This is a genomic window from Halomonas sp. E19, from assembly GCF_052439355.1.
Lineage (GTDB): Bacteria > Pseudomonadota > Gammaproteobacteria > Pseudomonadales > Halomonadaceae > Halomonas.
Genome location: NZ_JBNFWU010000001.1, coordinates 1,209,516 through 1,228,654 on the forward strand (window position 1 = coordinate 1,209,516; position 19,139 = coordinate 1,228,654).

The 19,139-nt window shown below is 64.0% G+C and carries 13 protein-coding genes and 2 pseudogenes; 12 read left to right on the forward strand and 3 right to left on the reverse strand.

Annotation, left to right across the window (positions count from 1 at the left end; all coding sequences use genetic code 11):
- Positions 1-75: 75 nt before the first annotated feature.
- The 7 genes and pseudogenes from ACUDAL_RS06500 to ACUDAL_RS06530 all read left to right on the forward strand — a co-directional run bounded on the left by ACUDAL_RS06500 (position 76) and on the right by ACUDAL_RS06530 (position 9,674).
- Positions 76-2,094 (forward strand): capsular polysaccharide biosynthesis protein, encoded by a 2,019-nt coding sequence (locus ACUDAL_RS06500; protein ID WP_444677557.1) that lies wholly within the window; start codon positions 76-78, stop codon positions 2,092-2,094.
- 108 nt (positions 2,095-2,202) lie between these two features.
- Positions 2,203-3,417 carry a glycosyltransferase family 4 protein gene (locus ACUDAL_RS06505; RefSeq protein ID WP_444677558.1) on the forward strand — a complete coding sequence of 405 codons (1,215 nt, stop codon included), beginning with the start codon at positions 2,203-2,205 and terminating at the stop codon, positions 3,415-3,417.
- Between the two features lie 176 nt (positions 3,418-3,593).
- Positions 3,594-4,868, forward strand: a complete 1,275-nt coding sequence (locus ACUDAL_RS06510) for an MATE family efflux transporter (protein ID WP_444677559.1) — start codon at positions 3,594-3,596, stop codon at positions 4,866-4,868.
- Between the two features lie 133 nt (positions 4,869-5,001).
- Positions 5,002-6,183, forward strand: a complete 1,182-nt coding sequence (locus ACUDAL_RS06515; RefSeq protein ID WP_444677560.1) for an acyl-CoA dehydrogenase — start codon at positions 5,002-5,004, stop codon at positions 6,181-6,183.
- Between the two features lie 23 nt (positions 6,184-6,206).
- Positions 6,207-7,410, forward strand: a pseudogene (locus ACUDAL_RS06520) (CaiB/BaiF CoA transferase family protein).
- A gap of 247 nt (positions 7,411-7,657) precedes the next feature.
- Entirely contained in the window at positions 7,658-8,932 is a 1,275-nt protein-coding gene (locus ACUDAL_RS06525) for a sugar transferase (protein WP_444677561.1), read from the forward strand.
- 73 nt (positions 8,933-9,005) lie between these two features.
- Positions 9,006-9,674 (forward strand): hypothetical protein, encoded by a 669-nt coding sequence (locus tag ACUDAL_RS06530; protein WP_444677562.1) that lies wholly within the window; start codon positions 9,006-9,008, stop codon positions 9,672-9,674.
- Positions 9,675-9,694: 20 nt separating this feature from the next.
- On the opposite strand, the gene ACUDAL_RS06535 is transcribed toward ACUDAL_RS06530, so the two are convergent.
- The gene (locus tag ACUDAL_RS06535) at positions 9,695-10,339 is read right to left on the reverse strand and encodes a hypothetical protein (RefSeq protein ID WP_444677563.1); all 645 of its coding nucleotides are present in this window, start codon (positions 10,337-10,339) and stop codon (positions 9,695-9,697) included.
- A 430-nt stretch (positions 10,340-10,769) separates the two neighbouring features.
- Between ACUDAL_RS06535 and ACUDAL_RS06540 the strand changes: the two genes are divergently transcribed.
- Positions 10,770-11,792 (forward strand): O-antigen ligase family protein, encoded by a 1,023-nt coding sequence (locus ACUDAL_RS06540; RefSeq protein WP_444677564.1) that lies wholly within the window; start codon positions 10,770-10,772, stop codon positions 11,790-11,792.
- A gap of 2 nt (positions 11,793-11,794) precedes the next feature.
- Here ACUDAL_RS06540 and ppsR read toward each other — a convergent pair whose 3' ends face one another.
- The gene (gene ppsR, locus ACUDAL_RS06545) at positions 11,795-12,628 is read right to left on the reverse strand and encodes a posphoenolpyruvate synthetase regulatory kinase/phosphorylase PpsR (RefSeq protein WP_444677565.1); all 834 of its coding nucleotides are present in this window, start codon (positions 12,626-12,628) and stop codon (positions 11,795-11,797) included.
- A 256-nt stretch (positions 12,629-12,884) separates the two neighbouring features.
- Here ppsR and ppsA point away from each other — a divergent pair, with 256 nt between their 5' ends.
- The 4 genes and pseudogenes from ppsA to ACUDAL_RS06565 all read left to right on the forward strand — a co-directional run bounded on the left by ppsA (position 12,885) and on the right by ACUDAL_RS06565 (position 17,199).
- Entirely contained in the window at positions 12,885-15,269 is a 2,385-nt protein-coding gene (ppsA, locus tag ACUDAL_RS06550) for a phosphoenolpyruvate synthase (protein WP_444677566.1), read from the forward strand.
- 375 nt (positions 15,270-15,644) lie between these two features.
- A pseudogene (locus tag ACUDAL_RS06555) lies at positions 15,645-15,731 on the forward strand (hypothetical protein); the annotation flags it as partial.
- A gap of 128 nt (positions 15,732-15,859) precedes the next feature.
- Positions 15,860-16,528, forward strand: coding sequence for a gamma-glutamyltransferase (locus tag ACUDAL_RS06560; RefSeq protein WP_444677567.1), 669 nt, complete (start codon positions 15,860-15,862; stop codon positions 16,526-16,528).
- Positions 16,528-17,199, forward strand: coding sequence for a gamma-glutamyltransferase (locus ACUDAL_RS06565; protein ID WP_444679327.1), 672 nt, complete (start codon positions 16,528-16,530; stop codon positions 17,197-17,199). Before ACUDAL_RS06560 ends, ACUDAL_RS06565 begins: the two co-directional genes overlap by 1 nt.
- 12 nt (positions 17,200-17,211) lie before the next feature.
- Here the strand turns inward: ACUDAL_RS06565 and ACUDAL_RS06570 are convergent, their stop codons facing one another.
- Positions 17,212-19,107 (reverse strand): glycerophosphodiester phosphodiesterase family protein, encoded by a 1,896-nt coding sequence (locus tag ACUDAL_RS06570; protein ID WP_444677568.1) that lies wholly within the window; start codon positions 19,105-19,107, stop codon positions 17,212-17,214.
- Positions 19,108-19,139 lie beyond the last annotated feature (32 nt).

The following is a 19,139-nucleotide window of genomic DNA, read 5'->3' on the forward strand; positions in this document are numbered from 1 at the left end:
ACATGACAGTCATTGCGTGAACTTCTTACGTCGGTGGAATCCGCCGTGCTTCGGCCTTGGAGCGCTTGAAACCTTGTGTCTGAACTCTCTTCTGCTCTCTATCTGGTAGCGGGCCGCGGCTCGCTGCGCACCCCATATCTAGACAAGCTTCTGCAGGCCCGCCTGCATCTGGTACGTGGCGACCTGCGCGACCGCTTCATGCCGCTGCCGGCCACGCCCCAGGCGGTTCTGGCCTGGGGGCGCAAACCCTCGGCCGCCCGCGCCGAGCGGCTGGCGCGGGGCCGCGGCTTGCCGCTGCTGCGCATCGAAGATGGCTTCGTACGCTCGCTGGGGCTGGGGGCCGACTCGCCACCGCTGTCACTGGCGGTCGACGATAGCGGAATCTATTACGACGCTACCGGTGCCTCGGCGCTGGAACGCCTGGCCAGTGCGCCGCTCAGCGAGGCGGAGCGCAACAGGGCCCAGCGCTTGCGGTTGCTGTGGCAACGGGCACGCGTGTCGAAATACAACCATGCCCGTGAAATCGTTTCCGAGCTGCCGGCGCGCTATGCGCTGGTGATCGATCAAACCCAGGGGGACGCGTCGATCCATTACGGCCTGGCCAATGATCGAGCCTTCGATGCCATGCTGCAGGCCGCGCTGGATGACGACCCGGAACGGCAGGTGCTGCTCAAGGTGCACCCGGACGTAGTGGCGGGCCGCAAGAAGGGCCACTTCGATCTCGAGGCGCTGCAGCATGAGCCCAGGGTGAGCGTGCTTGCCGATTCGGTTCACCCCGTGCGGCTGATCGAGCAGGCCGAGGCGGTGTATACCGTTACCTCCCAGGTGGGTTTTGAAGCGCTGCTGTGGGAAAAACCGGTGTATACCTTCGGCATGCCGTTCTATGCCGGCTGGGGGCTCACCCACGATGCGCTTGCGGCCCCGAAGCGGCGTGTGCCGATTCCCCTGGAGCAGCTGCTCTTTGCCGCGTTGGTGAAATACCCGCGCTATGTCGACCCGGAAACCGGCGAGCGCTGCGAGGCGGAGCGGGTGATCGAGTGGCTGGGGCTGCAGCGACGCATGCGCGAGCGCTTCCCGCCGGAGATGGTGGCGCTGGGTTTCGCGCCCTGGCGCCATGCCGGGGTGCGGCGCTTCGTGGCGGGTAGCCGATTGCGCTTCACCCGGCGGCCGGAAAGGGTGGCGCCAGGGCAGACGGCGTTGGTATGGGGGTACAAGCCGATGGCCAAGCGCCTGCCCGCCGGCACGCCGTTGGTGCGCATCGAAGACGGTTTCATTCGTTCGGTGGGGCTTGGGGCCAATTTCACCACGCCGCTCTCCTGGGCGTTCGACCGCCAGGGGCTTTACTACGACGCCACCCGGCCATCTGATCTGGAAGTGTTGCTGCAGCAGGGCATTGACGACCCCGAGCTTCTCGAACGTGCCGCCTTGCTGCGTCGCCGCCTGGTGGCGGCGGGTATCACCAAGTACAACGTGGGGCAGGGCAGTTGGCAGCGGCCGCCAGGCGCCGCCCGCGTGATTCTGGTGCCGGGCCAGGTGGAAAGCGATGCTTCGCTGGCCTATGGCGCGCCGGGGCTGCGCCGCAACATGGAGGTGTTGCGTGCGGTGCGGGAAGCGTGCCCGGATGCCTACCTGCTCTACAAACCGCACCCCGATGTGGTGGCGGGCGCCCGGGCAAAGGGGGTAGGCGAGGAGGGGGCGGAACGCTACTGCAATGCAGTCGTGACCGACGCCCCCATGCAACAGCTGCTCGACCAGGTCGACGAGGTACACCTCCTGACGTCGTTGACCGGCTTCGAGGCGTTGCTGCGCGGCAAGCCCGTGGTCTGCTACGGCCAGCCTTTCTATTCCGGCTGGGGGCTCACCGAGGACAAGGTGCCCTGTACGCGCCGTACCCGGCAACTGAGCCTGGATGCGCTTGTCGCCGGGGTGCTGATTCTCTACCCCACTTATGTGAGCCGTACCACTGGGCACTTCACTACGCCGGAGCGGGTGCTCGATGAGCTGGCCGAGTGGCGTGCGTCCGGCAACGTCGAGCCGCTGTGGTGGCAGAAGGGCGCTCGGCTCTGCTTTCGCTTCCTGTTTGGGTTGAAATAACCGGCACACGCCGAGCTCTCTTCTCGCACTCTCTCGCTTTTTCTTTTCTTTCTTCTTTCTCATTTCGCGCTCCTTGCGGAGCGCGCTCTTTCGGCTGCGTATTTTCCGATGCAGATCAAGACCCTTGCTATCATCACCAGCCAGGCATTCTCGCTGGCCAACTTCCGGGGGCCGCTGATACGCGACCTGGCGGCGCATGGCATTCGCGTCTATGCCTTGGCACCGGATTACTGTGACAAGGTGCGAGCTGCCGTTCAGGCGCTTGGGGCCGAGCCGGTGGACATCTCGCTCTCCAACACCGGCATGAATCCGCTGCGTGATCTCTACGACACCTGGGCGCTGGCCCGCTGCCTGAAAAGGCTGCGGCCCGATGCCACCTTCGGTTACTTCATCAAGCCGGTGATCTACGGGGCGTTTGCGTCACACCTGGCAGGCGTGCCACGCCATTTTTCCATGGTCGAGGGTCGCGGCTATGCCTTCGAGGGCCGGGCCAAGACGCTGGGCTGGCGGCGCAAGCTGATCCGCCATGGGGTGGCGGCGCTTTACCGCCGCGCGCTGGCACTGACCGAGCGCACCATCTTTCTCAACCGTGACGACATGCTGTTTTTTCAGCTCAGCCGCATGGTGACCAACGACCGAGTGGCGCGCATTCATGGCATAGGGCTCGACCTGGACCACTTCGCGCCGGCAGCCCCGCAGCTGACACCGCTTCGCTTTGTCATGGTGTCACGCATGTTGAAGGCCAAGGGCGTGTACGAGTTTGTCGAGGCGGCGCGCCTGGTCAAGGCGCGTGTGCCCGAGGCGCGGTTCCGGCTGGTGGGCGGGGCCGATGCCACTTCTCGCTCGGTGCCGCGCCGCCAGCTCGAGGCGTGGCATGAGGAAGGCGTGGTGGAGTGGGTCGATCGAGTGCACGATGTCCGGGACTGGCTGGCCGATGCCAGCGTGTACGTGCTGCCGTCCTGGTATGGCGAAGGCGTGCCCCGCGGCAACCAGGAGGCCATGGCCATGGCCCGCCCGGTCATTACCACCGACTGGGTGGGCTGCCGCGATACGGTGGTGCACGGTCACAACGGCCTGCTGGTGCCGCCGCGTGATGTGCCGGCACTGGCTGAGGCCATGCTGAGCTATGTGCATGCCCCTGAGCTGATTGTGCAGCATGGGCGTAACGGCCGCTTGATGGCGCAGAACCTGTATGACGTGCGCCAGACGAATGCGCGTATTTTCAGCGCCCTGGGGTTGGTCAGGGAGCCGTTGCTCTGCGCAGATCCCGTCCCGCCGATGCCGGCAAGGCACAAGGCAACCGTGCGCGATATCTCCGCTTGACGGTCTTATCCTTCACACTTGCCGTAAACTGCCTGTCGGCACAATCCAGTGCCCGTTTCTGCTCGCCGAGGCTTCATGACCAACCCCTCAATGCCGGGCGCGGCCTTCAGCGCCCTCTGCGCCGCGAGCTTCTCGAAGGCCCCATTGCCCTGACCCTTTGGCGCAAGAGTCTGCCGGTGGCCGGCGGCATGGTGGCGATGCTGAGCTTCAACCTGGTGGATGCCTGGTTCATTGCTCGGCTGGGCACGGCACCGCTGGCGGCGGTGTCGTTTACCTTCCCGGTGGTATTTGCCGTCATCAGCCTGGCGATTGGCCTGGGGATCGGCACCTCAGCGGTCGTGGCGCGGCGCCTGGGCCAGGGGGATATCGAAACCGTGCGGCGGCGCGCGACCGATGCCGCCCTGCTGGCGCTGGCGGTCGGCGTAATGCTGAGCGTGCTGGGGTTGGCCACGCTTGAGCCATTGTTTCGCCTGCTGGGGGCCGATGCCGCGCTGATGCCTCATGTGCGCGACTACATGGGCATCTGGTACCTGGGCGCGGCGGCGGTGATCGTGCCGCGGGTGCTCAATAGCGTGCTGCGCGCACAGGGCAATACGCTGATCCCCGGGCTGATGATGGCGGTGGCGGCATTGCTCAATGGCCTGCTCGACTGGCTGCTGATCTTCGGTGTGGGCCCGTTTCCTGCACTGGGTGTGCAGGGTGCCGCGTTGGCCACGGTATTGAGCTGGGGCGCCATGACGGCGGCGCTGTTCTTTCAGCGTGAGCTGCGTGACTGCCTCGACCTGCGCCACCTCACCCTGGGCGGGCTGCTGGCCTCGTGGCGCGAGCTGTCGCGCATTGCCATACCGGCCGCCATCACCAGCGTATTCACGCCGCTGGCCGTGGCGCTGGTGACGCGCATCGTGGCGGAACATGGTCATCATGCGGTGGCGGGCTATGGCGTGGGCACGCGTATCGATGCCATTGCTCAGATTGGCGTGCTGGCGCTTTCCATGACCCTGCCACCCCTGGTCAGTCAGAACCACGGTGCGGGACAGCATGAGCGGGTGCGCCGCGCCATCGTCGGCTGCTTCGCCTTCGTGCTGGCCTGGCAGCTGCTGATCTGGCTGCTGCTGCAGGCCCTTGCCCCGTGGCTGGTGGCAAGCTACGCGGACGGTGCGGCCATGGGCGAGGTGCTGCGCAGCTTCCTGTGGTGGGTACCGCTGGGGCTGGGTGCGCAGGGCGTGGTGATACTGGCAGTTTCGTCGCTCAATGCCCTGCATGAACCTGGCCGGGCGATGCGCCTCTCGGTGATTCGCTTGTTCCTGCTCACGGTTCCGCTGGCCTGGCTGGGCGGCACGCTGGGCGGGCCGCAAGGCGTATTCATCGGCTTGTTCGTGGCCAACGTGCTGGTGGGCCTGGTGGCGTGGCGCCTCCTTCACCGGCGCCTCGATGGCGTGCGCCTTGGTTGAAGGCGCAGGTTGGAGGCAGCCTGGCGGGTTGGAAGCGTAAAGAAGGGCAGAAAAAGGTGTGCGAGGGGTTGGCATTGAAGTGGCGTTGGTCTACATTCGTTCAAAATGTAGAAATTCCACCAGGAGAGCCGCGATGACTCAGATCACCCCCGTTACTTGGGAAGACCCGTTCCGCCTGATCGACCAGCTCGACGAAGACGAGCGCATGGTCCACCAGACCGCTCACGACTACTGCCAGGAGAAGCTGCTGCCGCGCGTGCTCGAGGCCAACCGCCACGAGCATTTCGACCGTGAGATCATGAACGAGATGGGCGAGCTGGGTCTGCTCGGTGCCACCATCGACGGCTACGGCTGCGCCGGTATGAATTACGTCAGCTACGGTCTGATCGCCCGCGAGGTGGAGCGAGTCGACTCTGGCTACCGCAGCGCCATGAGCGTGCAGTCGAGCCTGGTGATGTACCCGATCCACGCCTTCGGCAGCGAAGCCCAGCGCGAAAAGTACCTGCCCAAGCTGGCAACGGGCGAGTGGGTTGGCTGCTTCGGCCTCACCGAGCCGGACCACGGCTCTGATCCCGGCGGCATGACCACCCGCGCCACCCGCACCGAGAATGGCTGGCGGCTCAATGGCACCAAGAGCTGGATCACCAACTCGCCGATCGCCGACGTCTTCGTGGTGTGGGCCAAGGACGACGCGGGCGTGATCAACGGCTTCATTCTCGAGAAGGGCATGCAGGGGCTTTCGGCACCCAAGATCGAGGGCAAGTTCAGCCTGCGCGCCTCCATCACCGGCCAGATCGCCATGCAGGATGTAGAAGTTTCCGACGAGCAGCGCCTGCCGGGCGTGACCGGCCTCAAGGGCCCGTTCTCGTGCCTCAACCGGGCCCGCTTCGGCATCGCCTGGGGCAGCATGGGCGCCGCCGAGGCATGCTGGCACGCCGCGCGCCAGTACACCCTGGACCGCAAGCAGTTCGGCCGCCCGCTGGCCGCCAACCAGTTGATCCAGAAGAAGCTGGCCGACATGCAGACCGAGATCGCCCTGGGCCTCCAGGCCGCGCTGCGGGTCGGCCGCATGATCGACGCGGGCCAGCTGGTGCCGGAAGCCATCTCGCTGATCAAGCGCAACAACTGCGGCAAGGCCCTGGATATCGCTCGTGTGGCGCGTGACATGCACGGCGGCAACGGTATTGCCGACGAGTACCACGTGATTCGCCATGTGATGAACCTCGAGGCGGTGAACACCTACGAGGGTACGCACGACGTGCACGCCTTGATCCTCGGCCGTGCCCAGACCGGCATCCAGTCATTCGTCAACTGAACCGGGCGACAAGGAGTGCAACCATGAGCGGACCGCTCGACGGTATCGTGGTGCTCGACATGTCGCGCGTGCTGGCCGGCCCTGGGCCGGCCAGCTGCTCGCCGACCTGGGGGCGCGGGTGATCAAGATCGAGCACCCCGAGCGCGGCGACGACACTCGTGGCTGGGGCCCGCCGTGGCTGGCCGGCGACGATGACGCCGAACGGGTGGCGGCCTACTACCTGTGCGCCAATCGCGGCAAGCAGTCGCTGGCCCTCGATATCGCCACCGAGCCAGGCCAGGCGCTGGTACGCCGGCTCGCCGAAGGGGCCGATATCGTGCTCGAGAACTTCAAGGTGGGCGGCCTGGCCAAGTATGGGCTCGACTACGCCAGCCTCAAGGCCTTGAACCCCAGGCTGATCGGCTGCTCCATCACCGGCTTCGGCCAGGATGGCCCTATGCCCACCGCGCCGGCTACGACTTCATGATCCAGGCCATGGGTGGACTGATGAGCATCGGCGGCGAGCCCGACGGCATGCCGATGAAGACCGGGGTGGCGATTACCGATGTGATGACCGGGCTCTACGCCACCATCGGCGTGCTTTCCGCGCTGCATGAACGCGAGCGCACCGGGGAAGGGCGGCATGTGGACGTGGCGCTGCTCGACGTGCAGGTGGCGGCGCTGGCCAACCAGGCGCTCAATACGCTGGTCAGCGGTGTCTCGCCCCAGCGCCATGGCAATGCCCATCCCAATATCGTGCCTTACCAGGCATTTGCCTGCGCCGATGGCCACCTTGTGCTCACCGTCGGTAACGACGGCCAGTTTGCGCGGTTGGCCGAGCTGCTCGGGCATCCTGAGTGGGCCATCGACCCGGCCTATGCCACCAACGCGGCGCGCGTTGGTAACCGTGATGTGCTGGTACCGCTGGTACAGGCCGAGCTGCTCACGCGCCGGCGTGACGACTGGCTGGCCGAGCTCGAGGCCCGTGGCATCCCCGCCGGGCCGATCAATACCCTCAGCGAGGTCTTCGACGACCCGCAGGTGAAGCATCGTGAAATGCGTCGCACCCTTAGGCGCGGCGACCTCGACGTGCCGCAGGTCGCCTGCCCGCTGCGCTTCGACCGCCAGGCTGCCGTCAGTGACGTCGCGCCGCCCCGGCTGGGCCAGGACAGCGATACGATACTCGCCGAGATGGGGCTTAGTGCCGCTGATATCGCTCGGCTGCGTCGTGAGGGCGTGGTGCGCTGAACCCGGAATCGCGACGCGAGCCCGATTGACGTACCTGGCTGTTTCCCTGCTGCTGTGGTTATTCCTGCTGCGTTTATGCATGACAGCGTCTGCTCGCCAGGGCGGCGCTGTCTCTTGCACTGTTTTTCTCTGATTTGTTTGGGTTGTCCTTTCTGTAGTTTGCCTGACCCTACCGTAACCCTTTAGTTTTCGTCTTGCCGTCCACGGGGCGGCAGGACGGAGGCGTGGTGTAGATTCTGGGTGTTCCATGATCCTGCAATTCGAGCGCCGGCATTCCCGCTGGTATGAAGTGCTTCTTTTTGGCCTGGGCTGCCATTTGCTGATCGGCTTGCCGCTAGTTCTGGGGTTGCCCGTGCTGGAGGTCTGGGGATGGGGGTTCTGGCACGAATTGCCGGAGCTTCACCTGGCAACGCATATAGCAGTAGGGGGCGCGTTTGTTGCATCCATGCTCACGTTAAGGCGAATGCAGCGCTATCCTGGTTCGCAATCGGTTGCACTCATCTTTCCGACCGTCACGGCGGCTTTTTTATTCGCCATGGCAATATTGCTTCTGTCTCGCCAGGATTACTCGCGTCAGTTCCTGCTGGGCAGCTTTGTGGTTTCTCTAGCCTGGTTCTACATTGGTTTTGCCGTGGGCCGTCGTTTTCGCACCTTGAAACTGGCCTTGGTCCCCTTTGGAGAAACGAAGCAGCTTCGAAGCCTTGGCCAGGCGGATCTTCGCCTTTTGGAATCGCCGGATCTTGGAGGGGTTCGCTTTGACGGGGTGGTGGCAGACTTGCGGGCCACCGACCTTCCGCCAGAGTGGGAGAAATTCCTTGCGCGCTGCACCCTTTGCCATATACCTGTGTATCACATTCGCCAGGTGGCGGAATCGATGTCCGGGAGGGTCAAGGTTGACCATCTTTCTGAGAACGAATTTGGCAGTCTTCTTCCTTCCTTGGCTTATCTTGGATTCAAGCGTATTGCAGATTTGCTTGGGGCGCTGCTGCTGCTGCCCATCCTGCTTCCCGTCATGGCCATTGTCGCCCTGCTTGTCAAGCTTGATAGCCCCGGGCCTGCTCTGTTTCTCCAGCCACGTATGGGTTATCGGCAAAACCCCTTTCTGATGTACAAATTTCGCAGTATGCATGTGGATATGAGCGGGGAAGATTTTACTCTCGCCGAGGACGACCCCCGCATCACTCCTTTGGGAAGATGGATTCGAAAATACCGTGTGGATGAGCTGCCGCAAATTTTCAATATTCTGAAAGGTGAGATGAGTTTTATTGGTCCACGGCCTGAGTCCGCCTCGCTTTCCCTTTGGTATGAAAAAGATGTGCCGTTTTTCAGCTATCGCCATGTGGTGCGCCCGGGGATTACAGGCTGGGCCCAGGTGGAGCAAGGGTATGCCGCGGAAATTGAAGGGATGTCAAAAAAGCTCCAATACGATTTCTATTACATTAAGCACTTTTCCCTCTGGCTGGATGTGCTGATTTCGCTGAAGACTCTTTGGACCCTGTGGCGAGGTTTCGGCGCAAGGTGAGTCCATGAATGCTAAGTGTCGTGCTGCCTTGCGAGCAGTATTGGTTCGGATTTTTTTGCGTAGGGAATAATAAATGACCAAAGTTACCTATATTGAAGAGTATGTAGTGCCGCAGCTGTTCACCACGGCATTCGAGTCTTACGAATTTGAGCACAGCAAGAAAAAGCCGTCGAAGGAATATGGAAAGCTGGAAACCTTCGGCCTGCTTTGGGGGTATTCCATTCCTGCCAAGGGCGATTTGCCGGCCCGAGTGGTGGCGACCATGGCCACCGTGGAAACCTCAGCCACACGACATGAAGACTGGGTGCAGCCAAATTTCAATTCCATCATCGCCAAGAAGAAGTTCTTCGAGAGGCATTGGCAGAATATCGAACTTGTCGGCACTTTCCACTCGCACCCTTATGATGATTTGGATGATGTGAGGGTAAATAAAGGCTGGCAGGGCTCGACGGAAGATAAAGAGTTTTGGCCAGAGTTTCACGAGCGTGTGGCGCCTGAACAAGAATTGTTGACCCACCTTGTCGTAACCATTGTCAAGTTGTCCAAACGAGGCTGGGCCTTGCCTTCCCGCTTGAGGGGTGCAGAGGAAATGAGCGGTTACAAGCTGACGGCGGACGACCGTAAGTTTTGGCTGCGTGCCTATGCCAGCAGCAGGGAGTGGGAAGGGGAGTACGCCTTTTCCGACGACATGGCACTGCAGGTTCCGGCGCTGCACGATTTCATGAAGTGGACGTCGCCTTGAGGCGTACCGTTATTGTATCGTCATGTCTTCGTCGCTGATGCGGTATCTATGGCTTCCAGGACGCGTTGACGCAGAAGTGGTTCTCCTTGGTCCATGGTCTCTGCCTCAACTCTCCAATAGGGAAGGAGGCCGACAGCCTCTGGGCTGTATTGAACTTGACCCAGCCGCAGCGCGAGGTGAACGTTTTGCACCTTGTTGGACGCGTTGGCAAGGAAATGCAGCATAGCCTCATAGTGTTGAAGCGCATTGGTCCCGGTTTCTTCGGGCGGCAGGCACTGGATAGCAAAAGAGGCCAGATCGGTGTCGAACGCATCCATAATCAAGCGTGTCGGAAGAGGACGCATGTCGTTCAGCAGGACCAGGGCTGCGGCAACATACATGGCGTCAGCGTCACGGAAGTCGCTTAATGCCCGCTGGGTGTGTTGCAAGATGGCATCGTGGTCCTGGAGATAGGCGTTGGCACCTATAAAGGTGAATGGCGTATCGGCCAGGCTGCGCTCGTAAGCTGAGTAACAGGCTTCTCGAAAGTGAGATAACCGTCCGAGCCATGTCGCGTAGTGCGTATCATGCACGTTGCGGGTGGTCTTGGGGACGTCCGAACCGTGAGGTGCTGGCATGGAGCCTCCTGTGCAGTTGATGGGCAGGTGTGCAGAGATGAGCAGCACGGCTTATCTCGCGCATGGTACTTTTGGCAACAGAGTCGACAAACTCTTCCTTCCTTTGAATTCTAACTTTGATGCGAGGTTGTGGCTGCCCTAATGGACCGTCACCTATGGCTGGTTGAATTTCCCCACGCTTCTCCTGAAGTTTTGGCACATGCGGGTCAATGGCAGTGGTCACGCTTGCTGGCGGGGGCTGGGTTTTTGCTTTCCTGACCTTTCTTCTTGTGTTGCCTTCCGCCTATGCGACTTTTCCACTGCTGGCGGCGGCCACGCTGCTGCCATTGGCGGTGTGGGCATGGGCTCATGGCGACATCCCGCTAGAACTCGACCGCGAGGATGGCCTGCTGCTGATGGCACTCGCTGCCTACGGGGGCTCTGGTGGCTGGACGTCTGGCGCTCGGGCCATTGGCCGGTGGGCCGCGGGAGCGAAGGCGTGCTGCTGCCGCTTTGGCCCTTGCTGGCCTGCCTGCTGCTGGTGGCGCTCAGGACGTTCACGCCGGGCCCGCGGCTGCTATGGCTGGCCGTGAGCTGTGGTGCGCTGGGGGCCGGCAGTATCGCCATGCATGAGCGTCTCGTGCTAGGCAAGGCTCGTGCCAGCAATGGCATGAACGCCATTCCCTTCGGCAACCTGTCACTATTGCTGGGTGGTCTGGCGCTGCTCGGGGCGCTCTGGCTGATACGCCACCGCGATTACCGTCGTCCACTGCTGTTGGCCGGGGCCATGCTGGCGGGCGTGGCGGGAATGCTCGGTTCGCTGCTGTCCGGCACCCGCGGCGGCTGGATGGCGGCACCGCTGATGTTGCTGCTGGTATATCGCGCCGCACGTCCGCTGGTGCCTCCGCGTACCCTCAACGCCATCGCGGCCACGCTGGTGGGCCTGCTGCTCGCCGTAGCACTGCTGCCTCAGAGTGGCGTGGTCGATCGCTTGCAGAAGGCAGTCGTCAACGCGCAGCAGTATTGGCAGGAGGATTCACGCCGTGGTTCCATCGGCGCGCGTCTGGAAATGTGGCGGGCGGGGGTGGCGCTGTTCGCAGAACGGCCGCTGGTGGGCTGGGGCGAGGAGCGGCTGCAGCGTCAGCGGGACCAGTGGGTGGAAGCGGGCAGCTTCCATCCGGGCATTGCGCGCTACGACCAGCTGCACAGCGACATTATCGATACGGCGGCCCGGCGTGGCAGCCTGGGGCTGGCTACGCTGCTGCTGCTCTACGGCGCGCCCTTCGTGCTTTTCTGGCGGCGCCTGAACGCTGCGCACGTCGACCCCGGCGTGCGGGTGCTCGGGGCGGCCGGGGTCATGGTGGTAGTGGCCTTCATTGATTTCGGCCTCACCCAGTCGATGCTGCGCGACGCGCGTGGGCTCAGCGGCTACCTGGGACTGTGCGTGGTGTGCTGGGCGGTATTGCGCCGCTACGAAGGGCTATGCCGGGCCGCAGCGCAGCCCGGCGTGCCGCCTGCCTGAGCTCAGCGGGGCGAGAAGCGGCGGCTCAGGCCGGTTTCGGCGATCATCCGGGTGGAGATCTCCTCGATGGAGAAGCGCGTGGTATCGATAAAGGGGATGTGCATCTGCCGATAGAGCCCCTCCGCCTGTTCCACTTCCTGAGTGCACTGGTCGAGTGAACTGTAGCGGCTGTTGGGCCGCCGTTCGTGGCGAATGGCGGCCAGGCGCCTCGGGTCGATGGTCAAGCCGAACAGCTTGTGGCGGTACTGGGCCAGGGCCTTGGGCAGCTTGAGCACGCCGTCTTCGTCGAGGTCGTCTTCGGTCAGCGGATAGTTGGCCGCACGGATGCCGAACTGCAGCGCCAGGTAGAGCGAGGTGGGCGTCTTGCCGCAGCGTGACACGCCGATCAGGATCACGTCGGCCTGACTGTACTGGTGTGTTCTTGCGCCGTCGTCATTGTCCAGGGCGAAGTGCACGGAGTGGATGCGGTCCATGTAGACTTCGTCCTGGCCGATCGAGTGGGTGCGCCCCACGCTGTAGCTGGAATGGCTGCCCAGCTCCTGCTCTAGCGGCTTGAGGAAGGTCGAGAAGATGTCGACCTTGAAGCCGGTGGCGCTGCGAATCACTTCGCGGATCGACTCGTCGACGATGGTATCGATGATGATCGGCTGCTCGCCGTCCCGCTGGGCGGTGGATTCGATGATGTCGACCAGCGCACGCGCCTTCTCGAGCGTATCGATGTATGGCTTGGTCAGCATGCGCAGTTCAATGTTCTCGAACTGGGCCAGCAGGCTGCGGCCGAGGCTCTCGGCGGTGATGCCGGTGCCGTCGGAGATGAAGAAGGCGGTGCGGGGCATGATGGGCGATTTCCTTTGGCGTCGTGGGGCATATTTTCCAGCCTGCCGGGGCCGGGGCAAGGAAGGGAGGCGGCGAATGCCCCGGCAAACTACAGAAACGCAGCAAAACGGGCGACTGTTGTAAAAATCCTCCACTGACTTCGATGTTAGACCAATGGCGAATATGGACGCAGGCGGGTAAGGTGACGAGCATTGTATTTCTTGCCTGTCACTCAGGCATCGACGATCAAGGCCATGGCAAGGTCAAGGGGGATTTGTGGAAGGTAATGTAGAAGATTACATCCTGTGGTTCGACCAACTCGGCATGGATGACGTGGAGCGCGTGGGTGGCAAGAATGCCTCGCTGGGCGAGATGATCTCCAACCTGTCGGGAGCCGGCGTCACCGTACCCGGCGGCTTTGCCACGACTGCCCATGCCTACCGTGAATTCCTCGCTCACGAAGGGCTGAACGAGCGCATCAACCAGGCCCTTTCCAGGCTAGATGTTGATGACGTGACGGAACTTGCACGCGTCGGCGCCGAGATCCGCCAGTGGGTCATCGATACACCGCTGCCCCCTGCGTTCGAAGAGCACCTGCGCTCGGCCTACGAGGCGCTGGCCAGCCAGCATCCCAATCTCAAGGTGGCGGTGCGCAGCTCGGCGACCGCGGAAGACCTGCCCGATGCCTCCTTCGCCGGTCAGCAGGAAACCTTCCTCAACATCGAAGGCTTCGACAACGTCAAGCGTGCCGTTCACGAGGTGTTCGCCTCGCTGTTCAACGACCGCGCCATCTCCTACCGCGTCCACCGCGGCTACGCCCATGAGAACGTGGCGCTATCGGCCGGCATCCAGAAGATGGTGCGCTCGGAAACCGGCGCTTCCGGCGTCATGTTCACCCTTGATACCGAGTCGGGCTATCCCGATGCGGTGTTTGTCACCGCCTCCTGGGGCCTGGGCGAGACGGTGGTGCAGGGTTCGGTCAACCCCGACGAATTCTACGTCCACAAGCCTACCCTGGCGGCCGGGCGCCCGGCAGTACTGCGCCGCAACCTCGGCTCCAAGCTGATCAAGATGGTCTATGGCGAAGACGCCAGCGCGGGCAAGTCGGTGTCCACCGTCAACGTGCCGTTGAAGGATCGCGGCCGCTTCTGTATCAACGACGATCAGGTCATGGCGCTGGCGCGCCAGGCCATGACCATCGAGCAGCACTACGCTCGCCCGATGGATATCGAGTGGGCGCTGGATGGCGACGACGGCGAGCTCTACATCGTCCAGGCGCGGCCGGAAACCGTGGTTTCCCAGTTGGAGGGCGGCAAGCTGGAGCGCTTCCACCTCAAGGAGAAGGGGCGCACCTTGGTGGCTGGCCGGGCCATCGGCCAGCGTATCGGCCGTGGTGCGGTGAAGCTGGTGTTCTCGCCCGAGGAGATGGATAAGGTCAAGCCGGGCGACGTGCTGGTGACCGACATGACCGACCCTGACTGGGAGCCGATCATGAAGCGTGCTTCGGCCATCGTCACCAATCGCGGCGGGCGTACCTGCCATGCGGCGATCATCGCGCGTGAGCTAGGCATTCCGGCCGTGGTCGGCTGCGGCGATGCCACCGAGCTGCTCGAGGATGGCCGCGATGTCACTGTCTCCTGTGCTGAAGGTGACACCGGGCATGTCTACGAGGGCCTGCTGGAGTTCGACCGCCGCGTGACCAGCGTCGATGCCATGCCGGAAATCCCCTTCAAGATCATGATGAACGTCGGCAACCCCGACCGCGCCTTCAGCTTCGCCGGGCTGCCCCATGCCGGTGTTGGCCTGGCGCGCCTGGAGTTCATCATCAACCGCATGATCGGCGTGCACCCCAAGGCGCTGCTGGAATACGACACCCTGCCGCTGGAGCTGCAGCAGACCATCGACCTGCGCACGGCCGGCTACGCCGACCCGGTGAGCTTCTACGTCGACAAGCTGGTCGAGGGCATCGCCACGCTGGCGGCCGCCTTCCATCCCGAGCGGGTGATCGTGCGCTTGTCGGACTTCAAGTCCAACGAGTACGAGAACCTGATCGGCGGCAAGCTCTACGAGCCGGGCGAAGAGAACCCGATGCTCGGCTTCCGCGGGGCGTCACGCTATATCTCCGATGCCTTCCGCCCCTGCTTCGAGCTGGAGTGCCAGGCGCTCAAGCGGGTGCGCGACGAAATGGGCCTCGATAACGTTGAGATCATGGTGCCGTTCGTGCGCACCACCGAAGAAGCGCGGGAAGTGGTGGAGCTGCTGGCCGCCAATGGCCTCGAGCGCGGCGTCAAGGGGCTCAAGGTGATCATGATGTGCGAGCTGCCGGCCAACGCGCTGCTGGCCGACGAGTTCCTCGAGTACTTCGACGGCTTCTCCATCGGCTCCAACGACCTGACCCAGCTTACCCTGGGACTGGATCGCGACTCGGGCATCGTGGCGCACCTGTTCGACGAGCGAAACCCGGCCGTTAAAAAACTGTTGGCCATGGCGATCCAAGCCTGCCGTGCCCAGGGTAAGTACATCGGCATCTGCGGCCAGGGGCCGTCCGACCATCCGGATCTCGCCAAGTGGTTGATGGAACAGGGAATTGATTCCGTCTCGCTGAACCCTGATGCGGTGCTGGAGACCTGGTTCATGCTCGCCGGCGAAACCCTCGGCTAATTCGGTTACGCAGTTTTACATAGTCGCCCGGTTGGCGGTCGTCAACCGGGCTTTTTTCGCCTATGCTATAGCCTCTTACATGGAGTTACCGAGGGACTTCTGATGGACCACCGTTCAGTTTCATTTCGCCGTCGCTGGCTAGCCAGCGCTACGTCTCTCGTCATAGTGGGTTTGCCCTGGTTGGCGCAAGCCGACGTCACCTTTCAGTACGAAGCTCCCGCCATCGCCCCCGAAACCGCCTCGGGCTTCACCGACAAACCGGGCTGGGCCACCGAGCGCTTTGCCGTGGCCGCCGCCAATCCTCTTGCCACCGACGCGGGCTACCAGATTCTCAAGGCAGGCGGCTCGGCGGTGGATGCCGCCATCGCCGTGCAGATGGTGCTGACCCTGGTCGAGCCGCAGTCGAGTGGCATCGGCGGCGGTGCCTTCCTGATGCATTACGACGGCAGTGACGTGGCAGCCTACGATGGCCGCGAAACGGCGCCAAGGGCCGTACGTGAATCGCTGTTCCTCGATGGCGACGGCGAGCCCTGGCGTTCCTCGAAGCCGCCGCCAGTGGCCTCTCGGTTGGTGTGCCTGGCACGGTGCGTATGCTGGAGATGGCCCACGAGCGTCACGGCAAGCTGCCCTGGCGGGAGCTGTTCATCCCGGCGATCACCCTGGCCGAGGAGGGCTTCGAGGTTAGTCCGCGGCTCCATACCAGCCTGGCGGCCGAAGAACGGCTGCGCGACGATCCGCTGGGCGGTGCCTTCTACTACGATGACCAGGGTGAGCCGCTGGCGGCTGGGGCACAGCTTCGCAATCCGGCGCTCGGCGCCGTGCTGCGTGAAATCGCCGAGCATGGCAGCAAGGCGATGCACACCGGAGCGATTGCCGAGGATCTCGTGCAGCGCGTGCAGAACCACCCGCGTCGGCCCGGCGCCATCAGCCTGGAGGACATGGCCACCTACGTGGCCAAGGAGCGCGCCCCGCTGTGTACCGACTGGCAGGCCTACCGGGTCTGCGGTTTTCCGCCGCCTTCGTCGGGCCATCTCACCATCATGCAGATCCTCGGCATGCTCGAGCACTTGCCCGGGGTGGACGAAGTGTTGGTCGACGACCACCCCAGCGAAGAGTGGCTGCACCAGTTCCTCGAGGCCTCGCGGCTGGCCTTTGCCGATCGTGGCATGTACATCGCCGATCCGGACTTCGTCGATCCCCCGGTGGCAGTTGGGAAAGCCTGCTCAATCCCTCCTACCTGGCCAGCCGCGCCGAGCTGATCGGCGAGGAGAGCATGGGCCCCGACGCTGCCAAGCCTGGCCGGCCCAGCGGGCAGGATGCGGCCTGGGCCATTCAGCCGGCCCAGCCGGAATACGGTACCAGCCACATCAGCGTGATCGACGAGGAGGGCAACGCCGTGGCCATGACCACGACCATCGAGGCGGCCTTTGGATCGCGCATGCTGGCCGACGGCGGTACCGGCCTGGCGGGAGGCTATCTGCTCAACAACGAGCTGACCGACTTCTCGTTCCGCCCGCTGGATGCCGACGGCACGCCCATCGCCAACCGCGTGGAGCCCGGCAAGCGGCCGCGCTCGAGCATGAGCCCGACGCTGGTGTTCGACCGCGAGAGTGATGAACTGGTCGCGAGCCTGGGCTCTCCGGGCGGAGCTGCCATCATCCACTACACCGCCAAGACCCTGGTGGCGATGCTCGACTGGGGGCTCAATGCCCAGGAAGCCCTGAACCTGCCCCATGCCATCACCCTGGGCGGTCCGGCCTATGTGGAAGAGGGTCGCTTCCCGGCTGACCTCATCGACGCGCTCAATGCACGCGGTCATGAGGTCAGCGAGCGTGAGCTGACCAGCGGGCTGCAGGCCATCCAGCGTACCGAAGAGGGCTTCTTCGGCGGGGCCGATCCGCGCCGTGAAGGCGTGGTGATGGGCGATTGACGCCTTTGCGCCTCACCGCCGAAGCCAGTTGCGCAGCTTGACCAGCAGTAGGGCGCCATCGCTGAGCTCGCGTCGTTCATCGAGCAGCTCGGCGAGGTGGTCCGGGTAGTCGGTGATGATGGCGTCGACGCCGAGGTCGATCAGCTGCGACATGCGCGCCCGGTCGTTCACCGTCCAGGCGTGCACTTCGTAGCCGAGCTGGCGGGCCAGGCGGATCTCGTTTTCGCTGATGCGATTGTGGCGCAGCCCCAGGGCATCGAAGCGGCGACGATCCAGCGTGCCCGGCATCACTAGCTGGGCCAGCAGCGTCACGCGCAGCTCCGGCTCCTGCGCCTTGATCATGTCCACCACGGCCGGTGACATGATGGCGAGGCGGGTTTCGCCGACCACGTCGGGGTCACCGCAGCGAGAGGCAAGCTGCGCTGCCTCGCCGCGTGTCAGGCAGGCTTGTCGCGCCTCGCTTTCGCGGTGCAGCGCGGCGAGCACGCCCTCGACCAGCGCGGCCTCGGCGCCGTGGTCGGGCTTGAGGTCGATCATCAGCGCGCTTCGCCCGCGTACCGCGGCCAGTGCTTCATCGAGCGTAGCGATCCGCTCGCCCACGAAGGCGTCGCCAAACCAGCTACCTACGTCGAACTCACGAAGCTCGGCCAGCGGCACGTCGCGCACGTTGCGCGGGTCGCCGGTCAGCCGCTGCAGGCTGCGGTCGTGATACAGCACCACCGCCCCGTCGGCGGTCAGCCGTGCATCGATCTCGACGTAGTCGGCGCCATCGCGAATGGCCTGTTCGATGGCGGGCAGGGTGTTCTCGGGCGCGGCCATGGAGCTGCCGCGGTGGGCTATGTTGGTCACCTCGTCGCGCAGCTCGAAGCTGTTGACGATCAACCACGCCTGGCTGAGTGCGAACACTAACACGGCCAGTTCGATGCCCCAGGCGAGTCGGCCCGGGTGAGCATCGGGCGGCGGCGGAGCAGGGCGCGGCTCGCGGTGGGCCAGGTGCAGGTACAGGCACGCCGAGAGCAGGGCATTGGCGGCGATGCCGACGAAGGTGATGGCCAGGGTGACCAGCACGTAGCCGGTCACGTAGGCCAGCATGGCAGGAATCAGCACCGCGTTGCGTTCCGGCAGCCACCACAGCATAGGTGTCACGATGCGGTCGAACAGCAGGCCGGCGCCGAAGGGCAGGGCAAGGATCAGCAACAGCAGCGAGAGCACTACCAGCGCGACCTTGCCGCGCTGGCCGCGAGTGAGTTCGCCGCTGCGGCGCAGGGCGGCCAGTGGCGGGAGGGCTTCCAGCACTGCTACCGGCAGCGCGAGGATCCAGCGCACGTAGAGCCCGCCGGCCAGCGCCGCCCAGCCGAGGCCGAGCGGTACCGCCACGCCGAGGTAGTACCACAGCGCGGCCGGGCGCATGCGCATGACATAGTAGGGGTCGAGCCCGCCAACGATCAGTTCGTAGAGCCAGCCGAGCAGCACCACTACCGGCACGAGCAGGAGCAGATGGCTGCCCACCTGCAGCACGATCAGTCCGGCAAGCGCGGGCAGGCGTCGCAGGCTTTGCCACAGCGCGACGAAGGCCAGCCGGTAGTGGTTGTCGCGACGCTTCACCGCCACCAGGATCATCCCGGCCTGCTGCAGGTACAGGACGAGAAACACCAGGGCGATGGCCGCCAGGGACCAGAGCAGGCCCGCCGGGCTGAGCAGCAGCGAGAGCAGCTCGGCATTGGTGACCACGGGGCGGTCGAAGCGAGCAAGCAGACCGGTCAGCGTCCAGGCGATGGCTGGCAGCAGCAGGCTGGAGGCGAGCAGGGTGAAGAACAGGTGGTAGGCCAGCAGCGGTCGGACGTGTTCGCGCAGGCTGCGCAACAGCTCCAGGCCCAGGGTCGATGGCGAAAGCGGATGAAATGTCATGCCTTTAGGGTGGCACCGAGCGCCTCTCGCAG

Excerpts from the sequence above, each read along its gene's own strand:
- ACUDAL_RS06525 (WP_444677561.1), top strand. The coding sequence starts at position 7,658 with ATGATCCTGCAATTCGAGCGCCGGCATTCCCGCTGGTATGAAGTGCTT.
- ACUDAL_RS06570 (WP_444677568.1), bottom strand. The coding sequence starts at position 19,107 with ATGACATTTCATCCGCTTTCGCCATCGACCCTGGGCCTGGAGCTGTTG.
- ACUDAL_RS06505 (WP_444677558.1), top strand. The coding sequence starts at position 2,203 with ATGCAGATCAAGACCCTTGCTATCATCACCAGCCAGGCATTCTCGCTG.
- ppsR (WP_444677565.1), bottom strand. The coding sequence starts at position 12,628 with ATGCCCCGCACCGCCTTCTTCATCTCCGACGGCACCGGCATCACCGCC.
- ACUDAL_RS06515 (WP_444677560.1), top strand. The coding sequence starts at position 5,002 with ATGACTCAGATCACCCCCGTTACTTGGGAAGACCCGTTCCGCCTGATC.
- ACUDAL_RS06530 (WP_444677562.1), top strand. The coding sequence starts at position 9,006 with ATGACCAAAGTTACCTATATTGAAGAGTATGTAGTGCCGCAGCTGTTC.
- ACUDAL_RS06560 (WP_444677567.1), top strand. The coding sequence starts at position 15,860 with ATGCTGGAGATGGCCCACGAGCGTCACGGCAAGCTGCCCTGGCGGGAG.